29 protein-coding genes and 1 other RNA gene are annotated in these 25,940 nt (G+C 64.4%); 19 read left to right on the top strand and 11 right to left on the bottom strand.

The genetic code is table 11. The annotated features are described in order from the left end of the window. Positions 1 to 47: 47 nt before the first annotated feature. From DIE29_RS04705 to ssrA, 4 genes are all read left to right on the top strand, one after another. The gene (locus DIE29_RS04705) at positions 48 to 1,367 is read left to right on the top strand and encodes a TRZ/ATZ family hydrolase (protein ID WP_114650265.1); all 1,320 of its coding nucleotides are present in this window, start codon (positions 48 to 50) and stop codon (positions 1,365 to 1,367) included. A gap of 105 nt (positions 1,368 to 1,472) precedes the next feature. Continuing rightward, on the top strand, positions 1,473 to 2,177 hold the full coding sequence (gene ompA, locus DIE29_RS04700; protein WP_114649352.1) for an outer membrane protein OmpA: 705 nt from the start codon (positions 1,473 to 1,475) through the stop codon (positions 2,175 to 2,177). 132 nt (positions 2,178 to 2,309) lie between these two features. After that, positions 2,310 to 3,011, top strand: coding sequence for a bifunctional 2-polyprenyl-6-hydroxyphenol methylase/3-demethylubiquinol 3-O-methyltransferase UbiG (ubiG, locus tag DIE29_RS04695; protein WP_114650264.1), 702 nt, complete (start codon positions 2,310 to 2,312; stop codon positions 3,009 to 3,011). A 93-nt stretch (positions 3,012 to 3,104) separates the two neighbouring features. Next, positions 3,105 to 3,482, top strand: a transfer-messenger RNA (tmRNA) gene (gene ssrA, locus DIE29_RS04690). A gap of 272 nt (positions 3,483 to 3,754) precedes the next feature. Here the strand turns inward: ssrA and cadR are convergent. Beyond that, positions 3,755 to 4,174, bottom strand: coding sequence for a Cd(II)/Pb(II)-responsive transcriptional regulator (gene cadR / locus DIE29_RS04685; RefSeq protein ID WP_037989410.1), 420 nt, complete (start codon positions 4,172 to 4,174; stop codon positions 3,755 to 3,757). Between the two features lie 139 nt (positions 4,175 to 4,313). Here cadR and DIE29_RS04680 point away from each other — a divergent pair, with 139 nt between their 5' ends. Both DIE29_RS04680 and DIE29_RS04675 read left to right on the top strand, forming a co-directional pair. Then, the gene (locus tag DIE29_RS04680) at positions 4,314 to 5,210 is read left to right on the top strand and encodes a cation efflux transmembrane domain-containing protein (protein ID WP_062196632.1); all 897 of its coding nucleotides are present in this window, start codon (positions 4,314 to 4,316) and stop codon (positions 5,208 to 5,210) included. Positions 5,211 to 5,465: 255 nt separating this feature from the next. Further along, positions 5,466 to 5,855, top strand: coding sequence for an EAL domain-containing protein (locus DIE29_RS04675; protein ID WP_082438493.1), 390 nt, complete (start codon positions 5,466 to 5,468; stop codon positions 5,853 to 5,855). Between the two features lie 199 nt (positions 5,856 to 6,054). Here the strand turns inward: DIE29_RS04675 and DIE29_RS04670 are convergent, their stop codons facing one another. Next, entirely contained in the window at positions 6,055 to 7,437 is a 1,383-nt protein-coding gene (locus DIE29_RS04670) for a heavy metal sensor histidine kinase (protein ID WP_114649350.1), read from the bottom strand. After that, positions 7,438 to 8,121, bottom strand: a complete 684-nt coding sequence (locus DIE29_RS04665; protein ID WP_114649349.1) for a heavy metal response regulator transcription factor — start codon at positions 8,119 to 8,121, stop codon at positions 7,438 to 7,440. Between the two features lie 215 nt (positions 8,122 to 8,336). On the opposite strand from DIE29_RS04665, the gene DIE29_RS04660 reads away from it, so the two are divergent. The 8 genes from DIE29_RS04660 to DIE29_RS04625 all read left to right on the top strand — a co-directional run bounded on the left by DIE29_RS04660 (position 8,337) and on the right by DIE29_RS04625 (position 16,406). After that, positions 8,337 to 10,091, top strand: a complete 1,755-nt coding sequence (locus DIE29_RS04660; protein ID WP_472517571.1) for a copper resistance system multicopper oxidase — start codon at positions 8,337 to 8,339, stop codon at positions 10,089 to 10,091. Further along, a complete protein-coding gene (locus tag DIE29_RS04655; protein WP_114649347.1) occupies positions 10,088 to 11,032 on the top strand; it encodes a copper resistance protein B in 945 nt (314 codons plus the stop codon). Before DIE29_RS04660 ends, DIE29_RS04655 begins: the two co-directional genes overlap by 4 nt. Before the next feature lie 66 nt (positions 11,033 to 11,098). Next, positions 11,099 to 11,599: a cupredoxin domain-containing protein gene (locus DIE29_RS04650; protein WP_237269510.1), complete on the top strand. Its 501-nt coding sequence runs from the start codon at positions 11,099 to 11,101 to the stop codon at positions 11,597 to 11,599. Between the two features lie 24 nt (positions 11,600 to 11,623). Further along, on the top strand, positions 11,624 to 12,106 hold the full coding sequence (locus tag DIE29_RS04645; protein ID WP_028874277.1) for a DUF411 domain-containing protein: 483 nt from the start codon (positions 11,624 to 11,626) through the stop codon (positions 12,104 to 12,106). A 116-nt stretch (positions 12,107 to 12,222) separates the two neighbouring features. Then, the gene (locus tag DIE29_RS04640; RefSeq protein WP_205409782.1) at positions 12,223 to 12,477 is read left to right on the top strand and encodes a DUF2933 domain-containing protein; all 255 of its coding nucleotides are present in this window, start codon (positions 12,223 to 12,225) and stop codon (positions 12,475 to 12,477) included. A 4-nt stretch (positions 12,478 to 12,481) separates the two neighbouring features. Beyond that, complete coding sequence (locus DIE29_RS04635) at positions 12,482 to 14,839, top strand: heavy metal translocating P-type ATPase (protein WP_114649345.1); 2,358 nt, start codon at positions 12,482 to 12,484, stop codon at positions 14,837 to 14,839. A 409-nt stretch (positions 14,840 to 15,248) separates the two neighbouring features. Continuing rightward, positions 15,249 to 15,545, top strand: coding sequence for a CopK family periplasmic copper-binding protein (locus DIE29_RS04630; RefSeq protein ID WP_114649344.1), 297 nt, complete (start codon positions 15,249 to 15,251; stop codon positions 15,543 to 15,545). Between the two features lie 633 nt (positions 15,546 to 16,178). Further along, positions 16,179 to 16,406, top strand: coding sequence for a hypothetical protein (locus DIE29_RS04625; protein ID WP_102042276.1), 228 nt, complete (start codon positions 16,179 to 16,181; stop codon positions 16,404 to 16,406). 22 nt (positions 16,407 to 16,428) lie between these two features. Here the strand turns inward: DIE29_RS04625 and DIE29_RS04620 are convergent, their stop codons facing one another. The 8 genes from DIE29_RS04620 to DIE29_RS04585 form a co-directional block, all read right to left on the bottom strand. Then, the gene (locus DIE29_RS04620; RefSeq protein WP_102042277.1) at positions 16,429 to 16,908 is read right to left on the bottom strand and encodes a LacI family transcriptional regulator; all 480 of its coding nucleotides are present in this window, start codon (positions 16,906 to 16,908) and stop codon (positions 16,429 to 16,431) included. Further along, complete coding sequence (locus DIE29_RS04615; RefSeq protein ID WP_114649343.1) at positions 16,905 to 17,279, bottom strand: site-specific recombinase resolvase; 375 nt, start codon at positions 17,277 to 17,279, stop codon at positions 16,905 to 16,907. The genes DIE29_RS04620 and DIE29_RS04615 overlap by 4 nt, the downstream gene beginning before the upstream one ends. Then, on the bottom strand, positions 17,279 to 18,667 hold the full coding sequence (locus DIE29_RS04610; protein WP_205409781.1) for a recombinase family protein: 1,389 nt from the start codon (positions 18,665 to 18,667) through the stop codon (positions 17,279 to 17,281). Before DIE29_RS04610 ends, DIE29_RS04615 begins: the two co-directional genes overlap by 1 nt. Further along, a complete protein-coding gene (locus DIE29_RS04605; protein ID WP_114649342.1) occupies positions 18,664 to 19,116 on the bottom strand; it encodes a DUF2924 domain-containing protein in 453 nt (150 codons plus the stop codon). The genes DIE29_RS04610 and DIE29_RS04605 overlap by 4 nt, the downstream gene beginning before the upstream one ends. Continuing rightward, positions 19,116 to 19,307 (bottom strand): hypothetical protein, encoded by a 192-nt coding sequence (locus tag DIE29_RS04600; RefSeq protein WP_114649341.1) that lies wholly within the window; start codon positions 19,305 to 19,307, stop codon positions 19,116 to 19,118. The genes DIE29_RS04605 and DIE29_RS04600 overlap by 1 nt, the downstream gene beginning before the upstream one ends. A 297-nt stretch (positions 19,308 to 19,604) precedes the next feature. Then, the gene (locus tag DIE29_RS04595) at positions 19,605 to 21,674 is read right to left on the bottom strand and encodes a hypothetical protein (protein ID WP_205409780.1); all 2,070 of its coding nucleotides are present in this window, start codon (positions 21,672 to 21,674) and stop codon (positions 19,605 to 19,607) included. A gap of 19 nt (positions 21,675 to 21,693) precedes the next feature. Then, positions 21,694 to 22,266, bottom strand: a complete 573-nt coding sequence (locus DIE29_RS04590) for a PIN domain-containing protein (protein ID WP_114649340.1) — start codon at positions 22,264 to 22,266, stop codon at positions 21,694 to 21,696. Between the two features lie 4 nt (positions 22,267 to 22,270). Beyond that, positions 22,271 to 22,726: a helix-turn-helix domain-containing protein gene (locus DIE29_RS04585; RefSeq protein ID WP_114649339.1), complete on the bottom strand. Its 456-nt coding sequence runs from the start codon at positions 22,724 to 22,726 to the stop codon at positions 22,271 to 22,273. 230 nt (positions 22,727 to 22,956) lie between these two features. Between DIE29_RS04585 and DIE29_RS04580 the strand changes: the two genes are divergently transcribed. From DIE29_RS04580 to DIE29_RS04560, 5 genes are read left to right on the top strand one after another with little or no spacing between them, the layout of a single operon-like run. Further along, positions 22,957 to 23,220 (top strand): helix-turn-helix transcriptional regulator, encoded by a 264-nt coding sequence (locus DIE29_RS04580; RefSeq protein WP_114649338.1) that lies wholly within the window; start codon positions 22,957 to 22,959, stop codon positions 23,218 to 23,220. 11 nt (positions 23,221 to 23,231) lie between these two features. After that, the gene (locus DIE29_RS04575) at positions 23,232 to 23,711 is read left to right on the top strand and encodes a hypothetical protein (RefSeq protein WP_102043238.1); all 480 of its coding nucleotides are present in this window, start codon (positions 23,232 to 23,234) and stop codon (positions 23,709 to 23,711) included. A 3-nt stretch (positions 23,712 to 23,714) separates the two neighbouring features. Continuing rightward, positions 23,715 to 24,485 (top strand): BRO-N domain-containing protein, encoded by a 771-nt coding sequence (locus DIE29_RS04570; protein ID WP_108080414.1) that lies wholly within the window; start codon positions 23,715 to 23,717, stop codon positions 24,483 to 24,485. After that, positions 24,485 to 25,303, top strand: coding sequence for an ATP-binding protein (locus DIE29_RS04565; RefSeq protein WP_108080415.1), 819 nt, complete (start codon positions 24,485 to 24,487; stop codon positions 25,301 to 25,303). Before DIE29_RS04570 ends, DIE29_RS04565 begins: the two co-directional genes overlap by 1 nt. Positions 25,304 to 25,306: 3 nt before the next feature. Next, entirely contained in the window at positions 25,307 to 25,939 is a 633-nt protein-coding gene (locus DIE29_RS04560) for a hypothetical protein (RefSeq protein ID WP_108080416.1), read from the top strand. The last annotated feature ends 1 nt before the right edge of the window (position 25,940 follow it).

Below are 25,940 nucleotides of genomic sequence, written 5' to 3'. Positions count from 1 at the left end.
TGAATGAACTGGCCGCCTCACCGAACTGGATGGAGAGCCCAAGCATGATGGAAAACACGGCAGACTTGCTGATCGAAGCCCGTTGGATCGTGCCGGTGGAGCCGGCCGGCGTGACGCTTGAGGCACATACCGTCGTATTGCGCGGCAACAAAATCCTCGCCCTGCTGCCGCGCGACCAGGCCCGCCAACGTTACCCCGCAGCCAGCATCGTGTCTTTACCCGAGCATCTGCTGTGCCCCGGCTTTGTCAATTTGCACACCCACGCGGCCATGAGCCTGATGCGCGGCATTGCCGACGATTTGCCGCTGATGCGTTGGCTGCAGGAAGCGATCTGGCCGGCCGAAAGCCGGCATGTTTCGGCCGCCTTCGTGCGCGACGGCACACTGCTGGCGGCCGCCGAAATGCTGCGCGGCGGCACCACCACCTGCAACGACATGTATTTCTATCCCGATGCCGCCGCCGACGCCTTCGACCAGGCCGGCATGCGGGCCGTCCTCGGCGTGGTCGTGCTCGACTTCCCCACGCCTTACGCCACCGGCGCCGACGACTGCCTGCGCAAAGGGCTTGCCGTGCGCGACCGCTGGCGCGACCATCCACGCGTCGGCTTTACCCTGGCGCCCCATGCGCCCTACACGGTTTCCGACGACGCCCTGCAGCGAGTGGCCAGCCTGGCGGCGGAAATCGAAGTGCCGATCCACATCCATATCCACGAAACCGCACAGGAAATCGGCGACTCACTGACGCAGCACGGCACCCGCCCGCTCACCAGACTGGAACGCCTGGGGCTGCCCGGCACCAACTTCATCGGCGTGCATGCGGTGCACTTGGACGCCACCGACATCGATCTGCTCGCCCGCCACGGCTGCAGCATCGCCCACTGCCCCACCTCCAACATGAAACTCGCCAGCGGCATCGCCCCGGTCGACACCCTGCTCAAGCGCGGCATCAACGTCGGCCTGGGCACCGATGGCGCGGCCAGCAACAACCGCCTCGACATGTTCACCGAAATGCGCCACGCCGCCTTGCTGGCCAAGGCTGCCACCGGCGATGCCAGCGCGGTGCCGGCACACACCGCCTTGCGCATGGCCACCCTCAACGGCGCCGCGGCACTGGGCCTAGCCGAGCGCATCGGGTCGATCGAACCCGGCAAGCTCGCCGACCTGTGTGCCGTGCGCCTGGGCACACCCGAAACACTGCCCTGCTTTGACCCGGTTTCGCATCTAGTCTATGTTGCCGGACGCGAGCATGTGACCCATGTCTGGGTCGACGGCGAACTCAAGATCGACGGCGGCAAATGCCTGTTGCACACGCGCGACAGCGAATTGCTCCGACTAATCGCCATGTGGCACACTAAGCTTGTCAGTTGAACGGGATAGCCCGCCAGTCGGCGTTTGGCTATCGCCACAAGCCCCCGAAAGCGCCACAATACCGTTCGGGTTCATTCAATCCCTGCCCTTCGACGAGGAACAAAAATGATCAAACAAACCAAGATGCTGATGCTCGCCGCCGTCGTTGCGGCTGGCTTTTCCGCCCCCGCTGCATTTGCCCAGACCAAAGACGTGGTCGTCGACGGCAAAGGCGAAGTTCCCTACGTCATCGACGCCCGCAACGTGGTCGTGCGTAGCGGAACCGGCCTATGCTGGCGCACCGGCTACTGGAGCCCTGCTGCTGCCGCCTCGGCCATGGCGGGCGAGTTCCCTGCCGGCTGCGAGTGCGATAGCGACATCGTCCCCAAAGACAAGTGCACCGCGCCCGCTCCGGCACCGGCACCGGCGGCCGCCCCGGTACCTCGCCCCACCGCTGAGAAAGTCAAGCTGTCCGCCGACACCCTGTTCGACTTCGACAAGGCCGTCCTCAAGCCGGAAGGCAAGGCCCGCCTGGACGAGCTGGCCGCTCAGGCCAAGGAACTGAAGCTGGAAGTCATCCTGGCTGTCGGCCACACCGACCGCATTGGCTCGGATGCCTACAACCAGCGCCTGTCCGAACGCCGTGCGGCAGCCGTCAAGGCGTATCTGGTCGAAAAAGGCATCGAAGCCAACCGCATCTACACCGAAGGCAAAGGTGAACGTCAGCCGGTCACCGGCAACAAGTGCGACGGTGTCAAGAACCGCGCTGCCCTGATCAGCTGCCTGCAGCCCGACCGCCGCGTGGAAGTGGAAGTGATCGGCACCAAGTAATCGCCGATACCATCATGAAAAGCCCTGCCCCGGCGGGGCTTTTTCTTTTCCGACAAGCGAACGGCAGAGCGACCACCCGGTCGAATTCCGGTACCATCCGCCCTGCCCTGCATGCTGCCCGAGACACAGCCGATGAACCCGAACTCCGACCCAATCGAATTGCAAAAATTCAGCGACCTCGCGCATCGCTGGTGGGACCCGGAATCCGAATTCAAACCGCTGCATCAAATCAACCCCCTGCGACTGGACTGGATCGACCAGCACGCCAAGCTGGCCGACAAAGAGGTGCTCGACGTGGGCTGCGGCGGCGGCATTCTGTCTGAGAGCATGGCCGCGCGCGGCGCGCGGGTCACCGGGATCGACCTGTCAGAAAAAGCGCTCGGCGTCGCCCGACTGCATCTGTTCGAAAGCGGCCTCCAAGTCGACTACCACCATGCCAGCGCAGAAGACTTTGCCAACGCGCATCCGGCCCGCTTCGACGTGGTCACCTGCATGGAAATGCTCGAACACGTTCCCGATCCGGCCAGCACGGTGGCCGCCTGCGCACGCCTGGTCAAACCAGGCGGCCAGGTGTTTTTTTCGACGATAAACCGCAACCCCAAGTCCTACCTGTTCGCGATCATTGGCGCCGAATACATCCTCAGACTGCTGCCCCGCGGCACCCATGATTACGCCAAATTCATCAAACCGTCCGAACTTTCGCGCCACGCACGTTCTGCTGGTTTAGTGCCGCACGAATTGATCGGCATGCACTACAACCCCTTCACCCAGACTTACTCGCTGGGCCGTAACACCGACGTCAACTACCTGATGAGCACGGTACGCGAGCGCTGAGCGAAAAATCGCTGTTCATCTGCGCAACACATGGGATAGACTGTCGACCGAAGCGCGAACTGAGCGCTACCTGAGCTGTCTCAACGGGCACTTGGGGCCGACCTGGCTTCGACGTGGGTCGCGAAGCAGCGCAGTGCATACCGAGGACCAGTCACCTCGTAAATCCATCTGGAAACAAACAAACGCCAACGACGAGCGTTTCGCTCTCGCCGCTTAATCCCGGCGGGCGCTGCACCGGCAGGTCTCTGGGCCGGGTGGTCTTAGCGTAAGCTGAGCCGCTGCAGTGTCATTTACAGAGAATCGCGAGCAGAACCGGGTTACTTGGTTCGGCAGCTAAAGGTAAGGTAACTCGCCCCTGTCCGGCCTGCCGGGCGGCTAAGTCAGGGGTTAAATCCAAATAGCCGGGCTAAGTATGTAGATCTGCCTGTAGAGGGCTTGCGGACGCGGGTTCGATTCCCGCCGGCTCCACCATAATGTGAAATCCCAACCCTTATCGGTTGGGATTTTTTTGCCCTGAGCGCCAGTGTTGGCGCGGTTCCGGCCCGTTGCCTCGTGAGCGCTGCACCGCCAAACGACGCCGTTTCGGAGTACTTCTCGCCTCTCTGCTGCCGTTTTTCTCTGCTGGGCTCGTGAGCGTTCACCGAGCCAGAGCCAGCACTGGCGCGGGTTTCCGGCTTCCGGGTTGCGATTGTGAATTGGTCGGCCGTTGGTTACCGAATCTGCACTGCTCACCTCATCTTGCATCAAGGTACGGCGAGCTCGGCGGCAGATACTGGTTGAGACAGTTCGCACAGGATGCCGCACTGTTCGGCGCTTCTGCCTTCGGAACACATTTCCCTCAAGGATCTGAGCTGCTGCTCAAGTGCGCTCAGTTCCTGGATACGCACCGCGACCTGCTCGATGTGTGCCTCAAGAACACGGTTGACCTCACTGCAATCTTGGGTTGGCACGTTCTTGAGGCGCAACAGCACACGAATCTCGTCGAGCGTCATGTCCAGCGAACGACAGCGGCGAATGAAAAGCAAGCGTTCGACGTGCGCGTCGCCATATAAGCGGAAATTGCCCGCGCTCCGGGACGGGGGCGGCAGGAGTCCTTCCTGCTCATAAAAGCGAATCGTTTGAATCGGACACCCGGTTTGCCGGGCAAGCGCTCCGATCTGCATAGCTGCAACCCCTTTTTATCATCGACTTGACTCTATAGTAGCTATAGAGTGTTAAATCTCAAAATACCCTCCGGATGCTTGCTGGTTTCTGCAAGAGCCTCGCCGGATCAGGAACGAGAAGAATCAAGGACCAATGACTATGACTGATGAATGCCAGAAATCCTGCGGATGTGCGTCCGAGCGGAAGGCGGAGTCCATGACGGGTGCCACGCCGACCGGGACGGGAAGGATGAGTCTGTTCTCGGTGCCGAAGATGGACTGCCCTTCGGAGGAGCGCATGATCCGGCTCGCGCTCGAGAATACGAGCGGGCTGGCCGCACTCGAGTTCGATCTTGGCAAGCGCGAGTTGCGTGTTTTTCACGACGGCCCCGTCGAACCCATTGCAAGCAAGCTTGAAAGTCTCGGCTTGGGCGCCCGTCTCATTGCGTCAACTGAATCGAATGGCCCGCACACTGTCGATGGGCAAAGCGACAGCCAGCCGTCCTCCGAGCAAGAGTCTCGCGCTCTCAAATGGTTGCTTGCCATCAACGCCGCCATGTTTGTCGTCGAAGTGACGACCGGGTGGATTGCGCAGTCCACGGGGCTCATGGCTGACTCACTGGACATGTTCGCGGATGCCGCCGTCTACGGGCTCGCGCTCTACGCCGTCGGCCGTCATACCGGGCACCAGCTGAAGGCGGCGCGGTTGTCAGGCTGGCTGCAACTGTTGCTCGCGCTCGGCGCAATGTCCGAGGTGCTGCGCCGCTTCGTCTTTGGTAGCGAGCCCGAGCCACCGCTCATGATGGGGATCGCGCTCGTTGCGCTCATTGCAAACGTTACCTGCCTTGTCTTGATCTCCAGTCATCGAAAAGGCGGCGCTCACATGAAGGCAAGCTGGATCTTCTCCACGAACGACGTGCTGGCAAACCTGGGGGTGATCGCGGCCGGGGCGTTGGTCGCCTGGACAGGATCGCGTTACCCCGATTTGGTGATTGGCTCGCTCATCGCGCTGCTGGTATTGAACGGTGCGCGGCGCATCCTGCGCCTCGGTGCCTGAAGCAGCGAGCGCGGGACATGCCGCCCCGGCAATATCAACGACTGAATTCCCGCCCTGGAATTTCACGCTGCGCTGCCCAATCCAATGGCAAGGCTCGCCGGATCAGGCGCTCCAGCACAAGCCCGACTGCCTTTTCCACCACGCACGCCTCGACGATGTCAGGTGCAAGCCGGGTCAGTTGCGCGATCCGACTTGCATGCCCCCGGTCAATGCTCTCGGCTGCCGCGATCTCGGTGATGGAGGGTCACGCGCGCCCTGACCTCGGCCGGGTTTGCGCTGTCCATCGATGATTTCGGCACCGGGTATTCCTCACTGGCTTACCTCAAGCGATTTCCCGTTCATAAACTGAAGATCGACATCTCGTTCGTGCGGGACATGCTGACCGATCGCAACGATCTCGCCATTGTGTCCGCCATCGTTGCCATGGCGAAGAGCCTCGGCCTCAAGACCCTGGCCGAAGGTGTGGAAGAGGCAGCGCAGGCGGAACACTTGCTGGCATTGGGTTGCGACGAAGCACAGGGGTATTACTTCGCCCGTCCGGAGCCGGCCGAGGTTTTCGCGCGCAGGTGGTTGCAAAGCGCATGTCCGAGTCATGATCTCGGTCAGGACGTGGATCGCCAAGAGCAAGGCCACCTCGGTACATGACGGCAAAGCCGCTCCATGGCACCGGGCCCCGGCGCATGATCACGCCCTCGAGTTCTCTCAAACTCTTCGTAGCGTTCACGCTGATCCGTGATCGGGAGCCGTCAGCCCGGTCGGTTCAACAGCGATCGGGGCCATTGCCTCTGCGAAAGCGCACAGACCAAAGGCACTTGGGCTGGCTCGCCCCAACTGCTTCACCTCATCAGGTTCCGCCTGGGAACTCCAGGCAGAACCGGGTCCTGCCCTGCGCGGACGTCACGCTGATCGATCCTCCATGGGTTTGCATAATGGCGCGGGTAATCGCCAATCCCAGCCCTGCGCCGTCGGTTTCCGGATGTGACCGCGATGGGTCAGCACGGTAAAACCGATCGAACAGGCGCGGCAGTACCCTCGGGTCGATGTCCTCGCCGGTGTTCTCGACGCTCACCCGGGTGGCTTGGGAAGACTGGCTGATCTCGATCGTGACCTCGCCATGTGGCGGGGTGTGGCGCAGCGCGTTCGAAAGCAGATTGCTCAGGGCACGGCGGAACATCAAGCGATCACCGACGATCTCGCCCTCACCACGCTGAGCCAGTCTGACGCCCTTCTCCTCGGCGACCGCCTCATAGAACTCGATCAGGGCGTGCGTTTCCTCGGCTGCCGAGAAACGTTCCCGGTTCGGCAGCATCATCCCGCGTTCGGCCTTGGCCAGGAACAGCATATCGGACACCATGCGGCCCAGACACTGCAGTTCCTCGGCATTGGAAGCCAGGATCTCCCGGTAGGTATCGGCATCCCGCCGGGTAGCCAACGCGACCTGGGTCTGGGTCAGCAGGTTGCTCAGGGGGGTGCGCAGCTCATGCGCCAGATTCGACGAGAACTCCGACAGTCGCGTGAACGCGTCTTCCAGCCGGTCCAGCATCTTGTTGAGTTCGTGAGCCAGATCGGCCATTTCGATGGGTACCGCCTCGACGGGCATGCGCTGGTGCAGCCGCTGGCTCGTGAGCGTGGTGGCTCTGGATTTCATGGCACGCAATGGCGCCAGCCCCTTGTACGCGGCAAACCAGCCGAGCACGCCACAGATGACGATCGTCACGACGGCATAGGTCATCAGGGTGCGCCGCAACTCCAGCATGAACCGTGTGTGATGCGCCGTGTCCATGGCAACGAGGATGTCCAGCCGCGTCGTTGCGTCATAGGCTGGAATAACCCGGACAAGCATCCCGCGAAACGCCTGCCCTTCGTCGGCCCAATGGATCAGCGCGTCCTCGCCGTTGCCTTCATCCGCCGGTGACAGTTCGCGCGGGAGACGAAATCCTTCGGACTGGAAGAGCGTTTCACCTTTCGAATCATGGACGCTGACGTACAGCCCGTGATGGTGGCTCAATGCCTCACGCAGCAGCCACTTGGCGTCCTCGGCCGAATTGGATCGCGCCAAAATATTCTCGATCAGGTGCTGCTTGTCCTGCAGCGCCATGTGATCCAGTTCGATGAAATGCCGCTCGGATGCAGCGATGACCAACAAGGCCAATCCAAACACCACAGCCGCAGCCGCCAACGTAAAGAAGAGGGTGAGCCGGGTCGTCAGTGACAGGGAGCGAAACATTCAGTGCTCCTCCGGCGCTTCCAATACGTAACCCATGCCACGTACGGTGTGGATCAGCTTGACCTCATGCCCCTCATCAATCTTCGCGCGCAAGCGCCGGATGGCCACCTCGATCACATTGGTGTCGCTGTCGAAATTCATGTCCCAGACCTGCGAGGCGATCAGCGAGCGGGGCAGGACCTCGCCATGACGGCGCATCAGCAGTTCCAGCAAGCCGAACTCTTTGGCAGTCAGACTGATCCGCCGGCCGCCGCGTGACACGCGTCGGCGCAGCAGGTCCAGTTCGAGGTCGGCCACGCGCAGCACGGTGCTCTCGTTGCCACTGCGCCCCCGGCGCAGGATCGTGCGCACGCGGGCCAGCAATTCGGCAAAGGAGAAAGGCTTGACCAGATAGTCGTCCGCTCCGAGCTCAAGGCCTTTGACGCGGTCTTCCACCTGATCGCGTGCAGTCAGGAACAGCACTGGCATCTGCAGGCCGCGACGGCGCAAGGACTGGAGTACCTGCCAGCCGTCGAGGCCGGGCAACATCACATCCAAAATCACCAGGTCGTATTCGCCCTGCAAGGCCAGGTGCAGGCCATCCGTGCCGTCCTGCGCCAGATCAACCACGAAACCCGCTTCGCTCAAGCCTTGACGCAGGTACTCGCCCGTTTTGGGCTCATCTTCAACGATCAGTATTTTCATGAGGGTGCTCCGCCATATCGAATAGCCGCTAGTGTGACGATTTTGGGCGCACCTGACACGATGATAACAAAAATGTAATCTGACAGACAGCTTCCTAACAGGGGTGGCCCTCTAGCATGTCATCCACGAAATCAGCAATTCATTGCGAGGAGCCCATGCCACCCTTGAGACCGTTTCATTCACCGTTGCCGTTGGTGCCCGCTCGGCGGCGTTTCGTGCGCGGCTTGGTCGCTGGCGGCGTGATGGTCGGCCTGTCACCCTGGCTGCGTGCTGCGGCGCAGGGGCTGTCCGACACGCGCACGGGTGCAGCGCCCGTGCTCAGCGGCACGAATATTGACCTGGTGGTCGCCGAATCGCCGGTCAACTTCACCGGCACACCAAGGATGGCGACCACCATCAACGGCTCCATCCCGGCGCCGACGCTCAAACTTCGGGAAGGCGACACGGTCACCATCCGCGTCACCAACCGCCTGCGCGAAGCCACGTCGATCCACTGGCACGGGATCATCCTGCCCTACCAGATGGACGGGGTGCCCGGCATCAGTTTTCAGGGCATCCCCCCGGGCGAAACCTTCACCTACCAGTTCCGTCTCGAACAAACCGGCACCTACTGGTATCACTCGCACTCCGGCATGCAGGAGCAGACCGGCATGTACGGGGCGTTGATCGTCGAGCCGCGTGAGGCAGACCCTATCCGCGCCGACCGGGACTACGTGGTGCAGCTGTCCGACTGGACCGACGAAGACCCCATGCGGGTGCTCGCCAAGCTCAAGGCGCAAAGCGACTACTACAACTTCAATCAGCCGACGGCGATCGATTTTTTCCGTGACGTGGCCGACATGGGGCTCTCCCGCGCACTGGACAAACGTGCGATGTGGAACCACATGCGGATGAACCCGACCGACCTGGCCGATCTCTCGGGGGCGACATTGACCTACCTGATGAACGGCGTCACCCCTGCCGGCAATTGGACTGGCCTGTTCCGGCCGGGCGAGCGCGTGCGTCTGCGGTTCATCAACGGCGCGGCCAACACCTTCTACGACGTGCGCATCCCGGGGCTCAAGATGACGGTGGTGCAAAGCGACGGGCAGAACGTCGAGCCCGTGACCGTCGATGAGTTCCGCTTCGGGCCGGGCGAGACCTACGACGTGATCGTCACGCCCCGAGAGGACGCCTACACGATCTTCGCGCAATCGATGGATCGAACCGGCTTCGCCCGCGGCACGCTCGCGGTGCGCGAGGGCTTGAGCGCCGCCGTGCCTGCGCTCGATCCCGTCGAATGGCTCACCATGGCCGACATGATGGGCGCGATGGACCACGCGGCGATGGGCCACGACATGCCGGGCATGAAGCACGACATGTCCGGCATGAACCATGGCGCGATGGCCATGGATCACGGCCAGCACGCGATGCATGGCATGACCGGCGGCGCGATGGCCAAGCCCAGCGCCACGGTCCGTCACGCACGCACGGAATACGGCCCAAGCACGGATATGCGGGTGGACATGCCGCGCACCAATCTTGACGATCCGGGCATTGGCCTGCGCAACAACGGCCGGCGCGTGCTGACGCTGGCGGATCTCAGGACGATCGGCGGTCCTCTCGACCCACGCGGGGCCGAGCGCGAGATCGAGCTGCACCTCACCGGCAACATGGAGCGCTATACCTGGTCGCTCGACGGCCTCGAGTTCGGCAAGAGCACGCCGGTGCACCTGAAGTACGGCGAGCGGGTGCGCGTCATCCTGCACAACGACACGATGATGACGCACCCGATGCATTTGCACGGGATGTGGAGCGAGGTGGAAACGCCCGACGGGCAGTTCCTGGTGCGTCGCCACACCGTCCCGGTTCAACCCGCGCAGCGCGTCAGCTTCCTCGTGACCGCCGACGCCCTGGGTCGCTGGGCCTGGCACTGCCACCTGATGTTGCACATGGACATGGGCATGTTCCGCGTGGTGGTCGTGTCATGAAACTGATCAAAAGAAGATTCGCCATGAAACCCTGTTCTCTCTTCACTGCGGCGCTGGTGTTGCTCGGTGCGGCACCCGTCTGGGCGCAAACAACGGTGGAAGGCGGCGGCCATGCCGGGCACCCGGGCACGGCTCCAGCCCCAACGCGAGCCGAATCGCCGGCGAGCGCCACCATGGACCACGGCAGCATGAACATGCAGGGCGGCCCCGCACCCGCCGATGCCCGCGATCCGCACGCGTATTCCAATGGCTTGACTTTGGAGTCGGGCCCTTACGTACTCCCCGGGCCACGGCAACTTCGGCTGTCCGATGAACATGCGTTCGGCAGCGTGCTCCTCGATCGCCTGGAGCGCGTCGACACGAAGGACGGCAACGCCACCGCCTATGACGCGCAAGCCTGGTTCGGCAGCACCTACGACCGCCTGGTCCTCAAGGCTGAAGGTGACGTCGCCAAAGGCAAATTGGAGGAGGCACGCACGGAGGTCCTGTGGGGCCATGCGATCGCCTCGTACTGGGACACCCAACTCGGGGTGCGGCAGGACAGCGGCACGGGGCCTGACCGGACCTGGCTCGCTTTCGGCATCCAGGGACTCGCGCCGTACTGGTTCAATGTCGATGCCACCGCCTACGTCGGCAGCTCGGGACGCGCGGCACTGCGCCTGTCGGGCGAGTACGAACTCCTGCTCACCCAGCGCCTGATTCTGCAGCCCCGCATGGAAGTCAATCTGTATCGCCAGCGCGATGAAGCGCGTGGCCTGGGAAGTGGGCTGGCCGATGCGGCGGCAGGCCTGCGCCTGCGTTACGAGTTCTCGCGCCAGTTCGCGCCCTACGTCGGCGTAGAATGGGCTGGCAAGTTCGGACAGACCGCCGATTTTGCGCGCGCCGAAGGACAGCGTACCCGGGAAACGCGTTATGTGGCGGGTGTGCGGCTGTGGTTCTAGAAGCCGCCACGCGCAACTCCGATCTTATTCACCAACCCTAAGGAGAAACCGATGATGAAGAAAACCTTGAGCGTTTTGGCGCTGAGCGCGTTGCCTGTGTTGGCGCTGGCCGCCGGCAATCATCAGGGCGGCCATGGCATGGCCGGGCACGACATGCAAGGCATGCACGGTTCGATGCACGGTGGCGCATCACACTCCAACGTCGGCAAACCAGGCGATCCCGCCAAGGTCGACCGCACCATCGAGGTGGTCATGGACGACTCGATGCGGTTCACGCCGGCGAACATCGCGGTCAAGAAGGGCGAGACCATCCGCTTTTTCGTCAAGAACACGGGCAAGGTGCCGCACGAAATGGTGATCGGCTCAATGAAGGAACTCAAGGCGCACGCCGAGATGATGCGCAAGATGCCCCAGATGCAGCATGCCGAGCCGAACATGGTGACGCTCCAGCCTGGCCAGCGCGGCGGGCTGGTTTGGCAGTTCGATCAGCCCGGTACGGTGGACTTCGCCTGCCTCATCCCCGGCCATATGGAAGCGGGCATGGTGGGCAAGATCGTCGTCGAATAAGCAGCGTCACCGGGGGTCCTTGTCATGCACCAAACCGTTGATCAACCGTTCCCCCGGCGGCGCAGGCTGCTGCTGGCGGTGCTTGCGCTGAGTCTTCCCTCCCTGGCACCAGCCGCCGCACCGCAGACGCTTGCCGTGCAGGTGTGGAAGGACCCGAACTGTGGGTGTTGCAAGGACTGGATTGCCCACCTGGAGAAAAGCGGATTCCGCGTGAGTGCCGTCGACCAGGGCAACAGCGCAGCCCGCACTCGCCTCGGGATGCCGCAGAAATTCGGTTCCTGCCATACGGCCCTGATCCAGGGCTATGTGATCGAAGGCCACGTACCCGCAACGGACATCCAGCGGCTGCTCAAGGAAAAGCCCCAAGCCCTGGGCTTGGCGGTGCCGGGCATGCCCATTGGTTCACCCGGCATGGATGGTGTCGCCTACGGAGGACGCCGTGATGCCTACAAAGTCTTGCTGGTTGGGAAAGACGGAGCAGCGCAAGTTTTTGGTTCTTATCCGTGAAGAAACCATGCACTGACCGTGTGCCGATTGGATCCATGAGGCGCAGCAGCGGTCTTGCAACCTGGAACAGGAGGCCGGCGCCGACCGCGCCGATCCTCGATGAAGGGAACACCGCGATGAACACGACTGACCAAGAACACCTCCACGACACGCGCGGCCAGTCCGGCCTGAATCGGCGCATGAGGACCGCGTTGCTGATGGTTGCCCTCATCGGCGGCTTCTATCTGCTGCGCGAGCACTGGATCCATGTCGCAGGCAATTGGGTGTACCTGTTGCTGCTGGCGTGCCCGCTGATGCACCTGCTGCATGGCCACGGTGGCGATGGCGGGCATGGTGCGCCGCCCGACAAACCCGCCAACAGGGAGGCGTAAAGTCATGGACCTGCGATCAGACCACGAACACCGCCAACACGCCCACGACCACCCGAGCGCACTGCAGCGGGCCGAAGGTCTGAAGGACCCTGTCTGCGGCATGGACGTGACCGCGCAGTCCGAGCACCACGTCGAGCACGCAGGCCGACTCTTTTACTTCTGCAGCGCCAAGTGCCGGGCGAAGTTCGTCGCCGAGCCGGCGCGCTATGCCTACAGCGGCCATGAGCCTTCGTCTGTCGAAGCGCCGGCGCTGGCGGCAGGCACGATCTACACCTGCCCCATGCACCCCGAGATCCGGCAGGATCACCCCGGCTATTGTCCGAAGTGCGGCATGGCGCTGGAGCCGGTGCTGCCGGATCTCGAAGGAGAAGAGAGTCCCGAGCTGCGCGATTTCCAGCGCCGCTTCTGGTACACCCTGCCGCTGACCGTCATGGTCACTGTGCTTGCCATGTTCGGCCACCAGTTGCATTGGTTCGAGGCGCGCACACAGACCTGGATCGAACTCGTTCTGTCCCTGCCCATCGTCCTGTGGGCGGGTCGGCCGTTCTTCGTGCGCGGCTGGCAGTCCGTGGTCCATCGCAGCCCGAACATGTGGACCCTGATCGCGCTGGGCACCGGGGCGGCGTTCGTCTACAGCGTGGCGGCGACCGTGGCCCCACAACTGTTCCCGGACTCGTTCGTGTCCATGGGACGGGTCGCGGTGTACTTCGAGGCGGCGGCGGTGATCATTTCCCTGACCCTGCTGGGGCAGGTACTGGAACTCAAGGCGCGTTCGCAGACCTCGGCCGCCATCAAGTCCTTGCTCGGACTGGCCCCCAAGACCGCCCGGCGCCTTCGCGACGATGGCACGGAAGAGGACGTGCCCCTGACGCACATCCATGTCGGCGATCGGCTGCGCATTCGACCCGGCGAAAAGGTTCCGGTAGATGGTACGGTAATCGAGGGCAGCAGCGCTGTCGACGAATCGATGCTGACGGGGGAGTCCCTGCCCGTGACCAAGCGGGTGGGCGACAAGGTCATCGGTGCGACGCTCAATACCAGTGGCGCGCTCGTCATGGTCGCCGAACGTGTCGGCTCGGCGACCATGCTGTCCCAGATTGTGCAGATGGTGGCGCAGGCGCAGCGGTCCAAGGCGCCGATGCAGCGCATGGCCGATGTCGTGGCGGGCTATTTCGTGGTCGCGACGGTGTCCATCGCCGTGCTGACCTTTTTTGCCTGGGGCCTGTTCGGGCCGGAACCGCGTTGGGTTTTTGGCCTCATCAACGCCGTGGCTGTGCTGATCATCGCCTGCCCCTGCGCGCTGGGCTTGGCCACGCCCATGTCGATCATGGTGGCGACCGGGCGAGGGGCTACGCAGGGGGTGCTGTTTCGCGATGCCGCCGCGATCGAGAAAATGCGCCAGGTCGATACCCTGATCGTCGACAAGACCGGCACATTGACCGAGGGCCGGCCGCGCTATCAGACGACGATCGCAGCCGAAGGCTTCACCGCCGGCGAAGCCTTGCGACTGGCTGCCAGCCTCGACCAGGGCAGCGAGCACCCGCTGGCGGAAGCCATCGTCACGGCCGCGCGCGAGCAGGGCCTGGTGCTCTCACGCGCCGAGGAGTTCGACTCGCACTCAGGCATCGGCGTGCGCGGGCGCGTCGATGGACATGCCGTGGCACTGGGCAACACCGCGCTGATGGAACAGCTCGGTGTGGACGTGCGGCCATTGGCCGAGCGGGCGGAGGCGCTGCGCGGTGAGGGTGCCAGCGTGATGCATCTGGCCGTCGATGGCGTGCTCGCCGCAGTCCTGGCCGTCGCCGACCCGGTGAAGAAGACCACACCGCAAGCGCTGGCGTCGTTGCGCGCGGAGGGCTTGCGCGTCGTCATGGCCACGGGCGACGGTCTGACCACGGCCAAGGCCGTGGCGGCGCGCTTGGGCATCGATGAGGTGCATGGCGAGGTCAAGCCCGCCGACAAACTGCAACTGGTGGAGCGGCTGCAGCGCGAGGGGCGTATCGTTGCGATGGCTGGTGACGGCATCAATGATGCCCCGGCCTTGGCAAAGGCCGACGTCGGTATCGCCATGGGCACCGGCACCGACGTGGCGATGAACAGCGCACAGATCACGCTCGTCAAGGGTGACCTGCGCGGTATTGCGGTGGCGCGCGCCTTGTCAGTGGCCACGGTCCGCAACATGAAGCAGAACCTGATGTTCGCCTTTCTCTACAACGCACTGGGCATTCCCATTGCGGCCGGCGTGCTGTATCCGCTCACCGGTTGGCTGCTTTCACCGTTGATCGCCGCCCTGGCGATGAGTTTCAGCTCCGCATCGGTGATCGGCAATGCGCTGCGTTTGCGCGGCGTCCGTCTTGTCTGAACACGAGGATCGTCGCGCGTGCCGTGGTGGGTGCTGGTTGCACTCCCAGATCGCTGGGTCTGTCGTATCGGTTGCCACCCGACGTTGGACACCTGATCCCTATCGAGGCCTGGAATGCTCTCGACCACGGCACCTGAGCCGCCTCACACCGATACCGCACTTGGCGCCCAGTCGGCATCGCCATAAGCACTTGCACCGATGTGGCGATGAGTCCGCGCCCCGCCCCGGTGAGCAGGAATGCATTGAGATTGGCACACGATTAATCCCGATCCCATCCCGAATGGAATCTGACATATATGTAACGGCCGTCTCATCTTCCCGTCAGCGGTGGCTTCGCAGAATACATACTGTGCAGTCGCACAAGGCATTGACAGAAATGCCTTCACGTTTGATTGAAAGGAGTGTAGAGATGAAAGCCAGGATTACCGCTGTTGTCGCCGCCACCGTGCTGAGCGCCATCGTAACCCCATCGTTCGCTGGTGACGCGGCAGCGGCCAGCGCCAAGAAAATGTTCCTCCTCAAGGACGGTGGAACCCTGTATGTATTCGAGGACGGCAAGACGGCGCTGGAAGACAAGTTCGGACGGGCTATCAACCTGAAAGAGGGGCAATCGCTCGAAACGGTCGATGGCCAGAAGATTACAGCCAACGGCAACGAGGTCGCTCGACTCGATTTTCTTCTCCGTCAGGGTCATTCCGGCGGTTGACTACTCGATTCAATTCGTGAACTGCACGCCAGCGGATGTCGGGCCAACTCGTTGACCAACACGCGCTGGCGGGCCATCGGTCATAGCTGGGGCTAACCACTCGATGGTAGGCTGCGACGCTACCGGTCAATCGGCACCGCACAAGGTGAGAGTCCGCCCTGCACTGACTGACCGGCGTTCATTGCCGAGGCCATTGCGTCCACAACAACCCGCAGGATTGCCCGGGATTGCTCAATCGTTGAGAGAGTGGGTTGGATTCCGGTCGCGTCTGCACCACCAATTACCAGAAACCCAACCACTCTCGGTTGGGTTTTTTTCTGCCCGGAACGCCAGTGTTGGCGCGGTTTCCGGCATGGTCCTCGTGAGCGCCAGTCCTCCAACGGCCCCGCTCCGACGCACTTCCGGCCTCTCTGTCTGTCGTTTTTCTCTGCCGGCCTCGTGAGCGTTCCCAGCGTCACCTTCAACATTGGCGCGGGTTTGCACGCAGTCGGTTGCCGATGGCAGTTACTGGCCCAATCGGGAACCAGGGTTGAAGAGACGCAAGAAATCGCCCAGGACGACCGCCGTCCGCACCGAAGACTTGGCTGCCCGCGCGTCCCGGCGCAGGATGAGACCGAACGATCAGGAGAAGCGATGAGAACCGTGGAAGAGGTGATGCCGATCCGCTCAGACGCCGAGTACCAGCAAGTGCTGGAGGCGATCCGGGCCGCGTCCGACGAGGCGGCGAGCGATGAGCGTGTGCTGGCGCTGCGGCAGCGCGCCCAAGCCTATGAGCAACGACTGCGAATCGACCCGGAGCGCTTGCGTGCGCTGGCGGAATTGGCCGCGCAGGCGCAAGACTTGAAAATGGGATACGACTGACGACCGAAGTCAGGTCACCCGTTCAGGGGAACTGGCGGTACTGCGCCCTTTGGGCATCCCACGCGGTCGGCACCGGACGGCGGATCAGCCGTTGCAGGGTGAGGCCCTTGGCCCGCCCGCTTACGCACGCCTCCACAATGTCCGGAGCGACACGGGCCAACTGCGCGATCTTGCTGGCCTGCCCCCGGTCGATCCCTTCGGCCGCCGCGATCTCGGTGATCGAATTGAACCGCCCCTCGTCAAGCAGTCGCTGCCAGTGGCATGCGAGCCCGAAGGCCCGCATCAGCGGGCTGTCTTCATCCGCCTCCCGCACCAGCCGCTCGCGCCGTGCCTCATCCAGAAATGCCTGCGGCGCATCCAGCGGCGTGATGACCTGCTTCTTCAGCCCCCGGCGAACCAGCGTCCAGGGCAGGAAGGTTTCCAGTTGGACGCCGCCGGCGGGCAGTGGCGTCTGATACGTCACCGGGTCGCCCGTGGCCCGGCCTCGGTGCCGGCGGCTCACGGGGCATCCTCCTCAAAGCTCGCCATGAGCTGGCGTTGGGCCTGCCAATCCACGGGCAGGCGGTTGCGCTGGAACCACATCAGGGTCAGGCGGCGCGGCTGCCGCCCAGCCATCATCCGCTCGATGATGTCCGGCGCGAGCAGCGTCAGGCGCAGCAGTTCGTTGACCACCGAATGGTGCAGTTTCTCGGCCCGTGCAATGGCGGACCCGCTCGCCATTGCGCCGGTGTCCAGCAGGTGCTGCCAGTAGAAGGCGCGCGCCAGCCCGTCGAGCAGCGTGACGTCGTGGACGTGCCGGTCGTCATCGGCGACGCGCTGGACGCCACGGCGGCGCAACACCAACGGCACGAAGGTTTCCAAGGTCTCGTCCATCAGGCTTCGACCTCCAGCATCTCAGCGCCGATGCTTTTCGGCGCGAACTCCTCGATCAAGGCGTTCCAGCCAATCTCGCGCCACTTCACCTTGATGCCTTGCACCTCCCCGGCGTGAACGAGGTCGATGCGCTCGATCATCAGGTTGGCGATGCGATGACGCTCGACCGGGAAGAGCTGATCCCACACGTCGTTGAGCCGTCCCATTGCCATTACCGTGGTGGCCTCGTCGACCTGTCCGCCGTTCTCCTGAATGTGGCGAACCACCGAGGCAATGGATTCCGGGCTGGTCAGCACCGTGCGGATTTGGGCGACCACCGCTGCCTCGATCTCCGGCGCAGGCAGGCGCTCGTAGCGCTTGCCCGGGGCGCCGAAGCGGCTTTCCGACTTGGACACGTAGTAGCGGTACTTGCGCCCGTTCTTGCGCGAGTAGGTCGGGTACATCCGCTCACCCGACGGCGCGTACAGCAGCCCTCGCAGCAAGGCATCGGTGCGCGACCGGATCTTGGTTTCCACCGACCGGGCATGGCCGTCCTTGGCCAGCACCTCATGCACCTTGCCCCACAGCCCCGGATCGATGATCGCCGGGTGTGCGCCCGGGTACCAGTTTCCCTTGTGCGGCAGCTCGCCAAGGTAGATGCGGTTGCGCAGAAGTTTGTGCAGGTATTTCTTGTCGATGCGGGTGCCCGCCCGGGTCTTGCCTTCCTGTGTGGTCCAGGCCTTGGTCGTGATGCCCTCGGCGGTCAGCCGTGCCGCGATCTGGGTGGGTGAGCCGATGGTCAGCATCTCCTCGAAGATGCGGCGCACCACCGCCGCCTCGGCCTCGTTGATGACCAATTGGCGGTTTTCGACGTCGTAGCCCAGGGGCGGGACGCCGCCCATCCACATGCCTTTGCGCTTGGCCGCCGCGATCTTGTCGCGGATGCGCTCGCCGGTGACCTCGCGCTCGAACTGGGCGAAGGACAGCAGGACGTTGAGCATCAGCCGTCCCATCGGGGTGGTGGTGTTGAACTGCTGGGTGACGGACACGAAGGACACGTTGTGGCGCTCGAACACCTCGACCATCTTCGAGAAGTCGGCCAGGCTCCTCGTCAGGCGGTCGATCTTGTAGACGACCACGATGTCGATCTGCCCGCGCTGGATGTCGGCCATCAGGCGCTTGAGGGCCGGACGCTCGGTGTTGCCGCCGGAGAAGCCGGGATCGTCGTAGTCGTCGGCTACCGGAATCCAGCCCTCGGCGCGCTGGCTGGCGATGAAGGCGTGGCCCGCTTCCTTTTGCGCGTCGATGGAATTGAACTCCTGGTCGAGCCGCTCGTCCGAGGACACCCGGCAGTAGACGGCGCAGCGCTTGCGCACCTTGCTGGTGGCGATCAGGGTGGCATCGCTCACTGCGCACCCCCTTTGCCAACCAGCCCGAAGAACAACGGCCCCGACCAGTGCGTGCCGGTGATGTGCCGCGCCACGGCGGTCAAGCTCTTGAAGGTGTGGCCCTCGTACTCGAACAGACCTTCGGCGGTGACCGTCACCTTGTGCTCCCGCTCGCCCCATTCGCGCAGTAGCACGGTGCCTGGCGCGAAGTTGAACTCGCGCGGCCTGGCGCGCAGCTTGATCTTCGAGTGCTTCGCGCCGATGGCCTCGAGGCGCTGGCGCGTGGCTGGGGCCAGGCCGCCAAAGGCTTCCTCCTGCAGCTTGTAGGCGATGCGGGACTCGACGAAGGCCCGGTTCGGATTGATCGGGCGGCTGGTGAAGTACCGGTCCCACACCGTCCAGAGTTCGGCGATGGGCAGTCGGGACAGTTCGGCGATGCGCGCGGCGACCGATGCTTGTTTCTCGTTCATCACAACTTCTCCTCTTGATAGGGGGTTGTATGAACGCGCTGGTCGGGAAGGAAGCCAAGGCCAACTGCTCTCTGTTTTGGCGCATCCGCGACGAGGGTCCGGACGATGGCAGCCGCAAGGATGGCGGCGATTTCGCGAGCGCGGGCGCTGGCGCTCATCTCCGAGGGAGAAGGCAGTTCGAGGTTCTTCATGACGGCTCCGAGGAATTGCAACCGTCAGGGATGATGAGCGCGAATGTCCGAAACGGATCGCAACGCCGATCAATCGGAGCGGCGCTGTCGGCTGGGGTCCGTGCGCCGGTCAGGTGTCTTCGGTCACCGGGGAGGCCGCCGCACTGTGCGTGTCGCTGTCATCGACAATCACCTCGTCGCAGGCAGAGAGCTTGAGCTGCCACGCCCGCGCGCCGGGTACCGGCTCCATGTAGCGGCGCCACGGCGAGCGTTTGCCGGTGAAGAGGTTGGCCGGGGACGTGCAACCGGTCCCGGCCATCAGCTGCTTGGTGTTGACGTGGGGGGTCCTGCTTCATAAGCGTCGACCAGCCGCTGCAAGACGGTGATCCGGCCTTTGCCGGTCACTTTCCACGGAGCCTTGCCCGGCAGGTACAGGGTTGCCGCATGGCCGTCAGGTGATTGCTTGAGCGTCACCGTCGTCCCGCCCATGGCTGCGAGCTGGCCGTGCCGGTAGGCCACTTTCAGGCGGTCGAGGTCGATGGCGGTGCCGGTGCCGCCATCGGCAAGCACGTCTTCGATGGGCACGACGACGTTGGTGCCGGCAAATGGGAACGGCGTCGAGGTTGTCGTCAGCACGATGCCCGCGACCGGACGAGGCCGAAGCCTCAGCGCCGCATCGACCTTGGCGTACTTGCGTTCGTGGGATATCCGGGATGCGAAGTACAGCGCCACGGCCTGGCCGTCGATGTCGAGCTCGCCGAGGAAGACCGGCTCCTCGTCGAAGTGCCGACTGCGGGGCCCCTTCAAGGCCGACCCCAAGGCGGTGATCAACTCCTCGCGCAACCAGTCCTGCTGCACCTTCCAGCGCCGCGCCAGCCGCGCCGGCAGGACCACGTCATGGCCGGTCAGGGGGTCGCGGTAGCTGACCTTGTCGGGGTCGGTGCAGCGCTCGAGCGGCAGCGTCATGGGCGCGCCGTCATCGAGCGTGACGACGATGTCGGTGAGGCGCTCTCCCGCCACGAGGATGCCCTCGTCCTGGAGCCGCTCGATGTCGATGTCGAGCTTCTTCAGGGCGAAACCGTCCATCGGGCCGGCCGCGTGCTCCAGCAGGCGGGCCACCTGCGCCAACAGGTTCGGATCGTCACGGCCGCAGCCAGGGTGCAGCGGTTTGCGCACGCCCAGCGCCTCGAGCAGTTGCAGCCCGGCCCGGCGCAGGCGCTGATCCTTCTCGCCTGAGAGGCTGCAGCGCCCCGGCTCGGCCAGCACGATGGACAGCGGCGTCACACTCGTCTCGCCCTCGAACACGAGGTCGGCGACCAGCGTCACGCCGAGCAGGGCGTTGGGCTGTGCGAAGGGATGGTTTCCCCAGCGCTCGTCGATGACCTCATGCAGCTCCGCACCGCTGTCGATGTGCAGGGTGACTGCATCCGTGGCGTGACCGAGCAAGGCCTTGGCCTCGACCAGGTACAGCCGCTCGACCGTCGCGCCGTCGATGCGGGGCTTCTCGTCCTTGAGCGGTCGCGCGAAGCGGGAGAGGTCGTAGCGCGAGCGGTCCAGCGGGCGGTTCGATAGCGGCACCTTGAAGCCGTGTCTGGACAGCACGTTGGCCAGCGGGGCGCGGGTGGTCAAGGTGGCCGCGTAGACCTCGACCATCTTGCGCTGCGGCGCGTAGATGAGCGTGGCGTCGCGTGCCGGAAAGTAGAAGAAGCTTTTGCGCCGGCGATTGCGCATCTCCACGGCCGCCACCTGATCGCCGGCGAAGCGCACGACCAGGTAGTGCGTCGTGTGCAGCTGGCCGCAGTGGTCTTGCTCCTCCAGGGCCACGTGGATGACTTCGCAGGGCTCGGCCAGCCGCATGGTCTGGGTCAGTTGGGCTTCCAGCTCCTTCTTGACGGCATCGTTCCACAGGAAGGGCGGGGCCTCGTCGCCGGGCACATCGAACGCGTCGTGCAGCCGCTTGTTGCCGCGCAAGTCGCGGGTGTTGACGATTGACTCGGCGGTGTCGAACAGCTTGGCCGACTCGTCCGAGTGCGTGCGCATCCACACGGCGCGGCCGATCTCGCCCCCGTCTTGCGACAGGAACTGGGCGATCAGGTCCTCGTCGTAGAGCTGGTCGGCCACGGTGCGCAGGATGTCGGCGCCGCGCGGACTGGACAGGCGCAGCACCCGCAGCGCCTCGCGCTCGGCGGGGTCGCGCTGCTCCTTGCGCAGGTGCTTGATGTGTTCGATAAAAACCTGCGGCAGTTCCGCTTCGTCCTGGGACCAATCGAAACCGCGGGCCAGCGCCTGGCATTCGGGCAGGCCACTGAACGCCTTGAGGACCGCTGCGGACGTCTTCTCGGTCAGTTCCAGCAGGCAGTGCGCGTTGCTCAGGGTCTTCTTGCCCATCGGTCCTCCCGGCGGCCGTTCACATGGCCATGATCCATTGGCGCATCGCCGCCACCGATTGCGTCAGCCCCTGCGCCAGCAGGGTGTCGAGGTATTCCTCCGCCGTCTTGGGCGGGTTTTTCAGGGAGCGGCGATGGCGGGCCGCGGCCTCCAGCACGCCGGCTGGATGCAGATCGAGCAGATCGACGATGAAGTCGTCCGGATGCTGGGCGGCGAGGTTGTAGGGGCGCAGCGCCTCGACCGGGAAGTCCTTGAGGTTGAAGGTCACGATCAGACTGGCACCGGCGTGGATGGCGGCTGCTACCACATGGCGGTCGTCGGGGTCTGGCAGTTCGATTGCGGGGATCAGGTGCTCGAAGCCGGTGACCAGGCAGTCCCGGACGTGGGCGTTCATCAGCCGGCGCGTCCGGTTCAGCTGGTCTTGAGTGAGATCGGGGCGGCTGGCCAGGACGTTGCGCATCCACTCGGCGTGAATCCGGTCGCTCCAGCGCGCCCGGTACAGATCCGACAGCGCCAGATGCATCAACAGGTCACGCAGGGGTGCCGGATAGAACACGCAGGCGTCATAGACGACGGTGAAATGCGAACTCATCCAGTCAATACCCCATGCCGAGTTCCTGGGCCTGGGCCGCCAGTTCGTCGAGCGCCTTGCGCCGCTCGGCGTCGATGCGGTTCTTGTAGGCAATCACGTCCTGGTAGCGCACGCGGCGGTGCGTGCCGATCTTGTGGAACGGGATCTCGCCTTTCTCCAGCAACTGCACGAGGAAGGGGCGCGAGACGTTGAGCAGATCGGCCGCCTCCTGCGTCGTCAGCTCGGCGTGGATGGGAATGATGGTGACGGCGTTGCCCTGACCGATCTCGGTCAGCACATCCAGCAGCAGGCGCAGCGCCGAGGTGGGCAGCGTCACCGATCGCACGGTGCCTTTGTCGTCGTGGAAGTCGATGGTCTGGGTGTCCGCGCGGGTCTGCAGCACGGTCGACAGCACCCGCCCGGACTCCCGGGCCAGTGCGATGTCCTCGGCGGAGGGCAGCGCCTTGGCGGTGGTGGTCATGGTGGCTCTCCTGGTCGCGTCGGAATCTCAACAAAGGGCATTATAAACGAAACAAACGAAATCGCAATAACCGAAACACGGCTGGAGAGGCATTTGAAATCAATCGCTTACATGCGCCCGTGGACGTCGCCAGCCGCAGGGGCGGGATCGGTGGGCGCCTAAAAAATGCACGCCCAAGCCCAAAGCGCCGGGTCATGCAATGGAGGCTCCTAAACAAAAGGAGCTTTGCCATGCACCAACAGGTTGCATCTGTTCAATCCGGCCGCCACCGCTATCCGGCGCCCCCTGAAGGCACGACACCCCTCGCGCTCAACGAGTACGAGCTCGCCGCCCGCTGGGGGCTCTCCGTCAAAACCCTGCGCCGCTGGCGCCAGGAGCAGCTGGGCCCGATCTTCTGCAAGCTCGGCGCCCGCGTCACCTACCTGATCTCCGACATCGAGGCCTTCGAGCGGCGTGTGTCGCGCTACTCGACCTCCGCCCGGGCTTACCAGTGAGGAGGATGGCCATGAGCGATCTGACCATTTTCCCGGCCGACCTCGCGGCCATGTCGGTCAGCCAGTTGGCTCAGCTTCCACCCGCCCAGAAAGCGGAGATCAGCCGCAATCTTGACGAAGCGCTCGCCTGGCTCAAGCAAACCCGCGCCAAGTTCGACGCCGCGCTGGAGGCCGCCTACGGCGAGCAGGCGCGCGCGGCACGCCTGGAAGCCGGCAAAGACTTCGGCGTCGTGCATCTCAACGACGGACCGCTGCGCGTGACGGTCGATCTGCCGAAGCGCGTGTCCTGGGACCAGGCGCAACTGGCTGCCATCGCCGCCCGCATCGCCGCCTCCGGCGAACGGATCGAGGACTACATGGACGTCGAGTTCAGCGTCTCCGAGTCGCGCTTCAACAACTGGCCCGCTGCCCTGCGCTCGCAGTTCGAAGCCGCGCGCACGGTCAAGCCCGGCAAGCCGTCCTTTCGGCTGGCCTTCAACTCGGAGGACTGATCCATGAGTACCGAACTGATCCCGTTCGACTTCGAGGGTCGGCAAGTCCGCGTGGTGACCGACGACCAGGGCGAGCCCTGGTTCGTGGCGGCCGACGTGTGCGCCGCGCTGGCGTTGCCGGACACGCACAAAGCCGTCGCCAGGCTGGACGACGACGAGAAGGATCGGAATTCAATTCCGACCCCCGGCGGCATGCAGGACATGACCGTCGTGAACGAACCAGGCCTTTACAGCCTGGTGCTCGGCAGCCGCAAGCCCGAGGCCAAGCGCTTCAAGCGCTGGGTGACGCACGAGGTGCTCCCGGCGATCCGCAAGAGCGGTGCTTATACCGTGCGCGGGGTGCAACCGGCACTTCCCGCGCCGACCCAGGATCGCGTGTCGTCGATCCTGTTGATCGGCGAAGCCGTGGCCAGGGTGCCGGGCGTGAAGCCCGGCATCGCGATGGCCGCGACGCTCACCTGCATCCAGGAGAACACCGGACTCTCGGTCGAGACGCTGCGTCGGGCCCTCCCTCCCAAGGATGCCGCGGCGAATGAGGCGATCTGCTCGCTCAACGCCACCCAGCTCGGCAAGCTGATCAACCGCTCGGCCAAGGCGACGAACCAGCTGCTGGCTAGCAGCGGCCTGCAATTCCGCAACGAGCGCGACGAGTGGGAGCTGACCGAGGCCGGTGAGGTCTGGGCCGAGGCCATGCCCTACTCCCGCAACGGCCACAGCGGCTACCAGATCCTGTGGAACCCCGCCGTCGCCGAACTGCTGAAGGAGGTGGCGTGATGGCTCTTCCCATTATCACCGCCGATGAGCGGCTGCGCGAGAAGCAGGGCGTCAAGCTGGTGCTGCTCGGCAAGAGCGGCATCGGCAAGACCAGCCAGCTCAAGACCCTGCCGGAAGCCTCGACCCTGTTCGTCGACCTCGAGGCCGGGGACCTGGCCGTCAAGGATTGGCGCGGCGACTGTGTGCGCCCGGCCACCTGGCCGGAGTTCCGCGACCTGGTCGTGTTCCTCGCCGGCCCGAACCCGGCGCTGCCTCATGATGCGCCGTTCTCCGAGGCGCACCACCGGCACGTGTGCGAGCGCTACGGCGACCCGCGACAACTGGCCAAGTACGACACCTACTTCGTCGACAGCATCACGGTGCTCGCCCGCCTGGCGCTCGTGTGGGCCAAGACCCAGCCCCAGGCCTTCTCGGAACGCACCGGCAAGCCCGACACGCGCGGGGCCTACGGCCTGCTGGGCGCGGAACTCATCGGTGCGCTCACCCACCTGCAGCACGCACGCGGCAAGCACGTCGTGTTCGTCGCCATCCTCGACGAGCGCCTGGACGACTTCAACCGCAAGGTGTTCGTGCCGCAGATCGAGGGCGCCAAGACCGCCGCCGAGCTGCCCGGCATCGTCGATGAAGTGGTGACGCTCGCGGAAGTGCGTGCCGAGGACGGCAGCGGCTACCGCGCCTTCGTCTGCCACACGCTCAATCCCTACGGCTACCCGGCCAAGGACCGCTCCGGCCAGCTCGAGCTGCTGGAGCCGCCGAACTTGCGCGCGCTGATCGACAAGTGCGCCGCTGCCACCCAACCCCAGACATCCAAGGAGTAAGCCATGACCGCGTGGAACGACTTCAACGACGCCGAACAGCAGCAGCCAAGCTTCGACCTGATCCCGAAGGGCACCGTCGCCCGCGTGCGCATGACGATCAAGCCCGGGGGTTTTGATGACCCGGCCCAGGGCTGGACGGGCGGCTACGCCACGCAGAGCGTCGAGACCGGTTCGGTCTACCTGGCGTGCGAGTTCGTCGTGCTGGAGGGCGAGTACGCCCGCCGCAAGCTGTGGGCGAACGTCGGTCTGCACAGTCCGAAGGGCCCGGCCTGGGGCCAGATGGGCCGCAGCCTCATCCGTGCGATCCTCAACAGCGCCCGCCACGTCCATCCGCAGGACAACTCGCCCCAGGCTGCGGCCGCACGGCGCATCCAGGGCTTCCACGAGCTCGACGGCATCGAGTTCCTCGCCCGCATCGACATCGAGAAGGATGGCCGCGGCGACTTGAAGAACGTCGTCAAGAGCGCCGTCGAGCCCGACCACCCGGACTACGCCCGCCTGATGGGGCTGCCGCCCAAGACGTCCGGTAGTGGCCAGTCCGGCGCGCCGGCAGCGGTCACTCCGCCCCGCGCGGTGCCAGCGGCCGCTGTCACGCCTCGCCCTGCCGTGCCGGGCAAGCCGGCCTGGGCGCAGTGAG

This window comes from Pseudothauera hydrothermalis (assembly GCF_003345255.1).
Lineage (GTDB): Bacteria > Pseudomonadota > Gammaproteobacteria > Burkholderiales > Rhodocyclaceae > Pseudothauera > Pseudothauera hydrothermalis.
The sequence above is the reverse complement of the archived record's forward strand: the minus strand, read 5'-3'. Positions and strand labels throughout refer to the sequence as shown.